This is a genomic window from Chamaesiphon sp. VAR_69_metabat_338 (assembly GCF_031423935.1).
Taxonomy (GTDB): domain Bacteria; phylum Cyanobacteriota; class Cyanobacteriia; order Cyanobacteriales; family Chamaesiphonaceae; genus Chamaesiphon.
In genome coordinates, this window is record NZ_JANPGM010000098.1 from 1 (window position 1) to 2,220 (window position 2,220).

At 48.3% G+C, this 2,220-nt stretch carries 2 protein-coding genes; both read right to left on the reverse strand.

Annotated features, from left to right (window positions below; genetic code table 11):
* Positions 1-301 precede the first annotated feature (301 nt).
* The gene (mtnA, locus tag RMO84_RS02900; protein WP_396135753.1) at positions 302-1,351 is read right to left on the reverse strand and encodes an S-methyl-5-thioribose-1-phosphate isomerase; all 1,050 of its coding nucleotides are present in this window, start codon (positions 1,349-1,351) and stop codon (positions 302-304) included.
* Positions 1,352-1,512: 161 nt separating this feature from the next.
* Positions 1,513-2,037 (reverse strand): 2'-5' RNA ligase family protein, encoded by a 525-nt coding sequence (locus RMO84_RS02905; protein WP_310486949.1) that lies wholly within the window; start codon positions 2,035-2,037, stop codon positions 1,513-1,515.
* Positions 2,038-2,220 lie beyond the last annotated feature (183 nt).

Sequence of the window (2,220 nt, forward strand, 5' to 3'; positions counted from 1 at the left end):
ACAGTCGATCTGTGAGTGTGTTGGGTTTCGCCTTACTCAACCCAACCTACAGATCTGTCGAGCTGCAAGTCCTTGTTGGGCAATGTGTCATTATCCATTGGTCATGTCATAGTAGTAGATCTGTAGGTTGGGTTGCGGATGCGCTCCGGTCGGGTGTCCCGACCATGGAAGCGGCTCTCTCCGGTCGGTTTCCCCGACCATGGAAGAGAGACAAGACAGCGCACCAAGCAGAGGAACGAAACCCAACATCCCCACGATCGATCTACTTCCTTGCCGACATCTCATTGGATCGCTGCTCCTATTACATAGTTTGGATCTTCACGATCTCTGCTGGTGCAAACGCTCCAAATTCAGTAATAATTGCTTGAATTAAATGCGCTGGCGTGACATCAAAAGCGGGATTGTAAAATTCCACTCCTGGCGGACAAACGATCGTTTCCCCAATTTGATATAGCTCCGAGGGATGGCGTTCCTCGATCGGGATTCCGCTACCATCATGGAGACTAAAATCGATCGTCGATCGGGGTGCTGCGACAAAGAAGGGGACATTGTGCGCTTTAGCAACCAACGCCAAACTATAAGTCCCAATTTTATTGGCTGTATCGCCATTGGCCGCAATGCGATCGGCTCCGACTAACACCGCATCGATTAAACCCTGTTTCATACAGTGCGCCGCCATACTATCGGCGATGACAGTCACCGGAATTCCTTCTTGGACGCACTCCCAACTCGTCAGCTTGGCTCCTTGCAAACGCGGACGCGTCTCATCGGCATACAACCGCGCCAGCCGCCCCTGTGCATGCGCCGAACGTACTACCCCAAGCGCGGTGCCATAACCAGCCGTTGCCAGGGCACCAGCATTGCAATGGGTCAGCAAACACAACTTTTCGGGATTGCTGGGTAAAACCTTCAAGCCATGTGCGCCGATCGCCTGACAAGTGGCGATATCGTCGGCATTAATCTGTTGCGCGGCTAACAATAATTGCGGGATAATTTCGGCCACACTGCCCGCACAATTGCGCGCTGTCGCCTCCATCCGATCGATCGCCCAAAATAAATTCACCGCCGTCGGACGCGTCGCTCTGAGCGTTTTCCCAATCTCTGTAAGCTGCCCCAAAAATTCATCTCGATCTGTTGTCTTTAGATCTTTCGCACCCAAATACATCCCATATGCTGCCGCTACCCCGATCGCTGGCGCACCTCTGACGATCATCGTGGAGATGGCGCGAGCCATATCTTCAACCAAATCGATCTCGACATATGTATACTCATTCGGCAGTCGATTTTGGTCGATTAGTAGTACGCGATCGTTTTGCCAGCGGACGGGATAGACAGGAGTATTCATAAGCATTAGTCGGGTCGAGTAGTCTAGGCTCAGATTTTATCATCGAAGCTGGGGTCGCGATCGCGATGTTGAGACAACAGGAGCGATTCTTTTCAAACAACTAAGTTAACTGAAGTTGCTACCCAGAAACGCCTACGATTGAAACCGCTGAGGTTATAGGTAGCAACTTAGGTTAAGTTAACGGAAGTAATCGTGCCAACTCGATCTGCTTGACTCCAAATAATATCTAAACAATCGACTCTCCCGCAAATCTCAAATGGCCGATCGTTCAATCGATCGACTAATTCTTTACAACTGCGCGCATCGAGAGAATTAGCAATCCCAATATGTGGGATAAATGGCAGATCTAGCCGCAGTTCATTGGCAATAACTCCGGTATACAATCGATCGTGAAGCTTGACAATATTGCTGTATCCTTCTTCGGGCACTAAAAACACATGAGTATATTCACTAAAAGCATCATTACCTAAAACAGCACATCTAATTACAAATTCAAACGAGTTCGTGCCGGAGATCGCTTGTTTGACATGGCTGACTAGCTGCTCTCGATCGAGATCGGCAATTGGAAAAACCAACGTAAAGTGTGGATCGATCGCCCTAAAGTTCAACTCATCGTGTTCCTGCCGGATATCCTGAATCCAAGCCAAACTATCACTGGAGATGCTTGGATAACTTACGACTAAAGTTGTCACTGATTTTGTCATCTACCTACATCAGCCTTTGCGATCGCGCGGACGAGCTTGTTAATAAATAATAACGAATAGTCGATCGATGGAACCTTTAGCCGATCGCATCCATCTGAATTAAGGTATAGGTTGAGTATTTGAATTCCATTTAAGTAGAATAAAATTCGGGAGCGAAAACTAGTTTTCGCT

What these genes read in the sequence shown, in the direction of transcription:
- mtnA (WP_396135753.1), bottom strand. Translation starts at nt 1,351, where the DNA reads ATGCTTATGAATACTCCTGTCTATCCCGTCCGCTGGCAAAACGATCGC.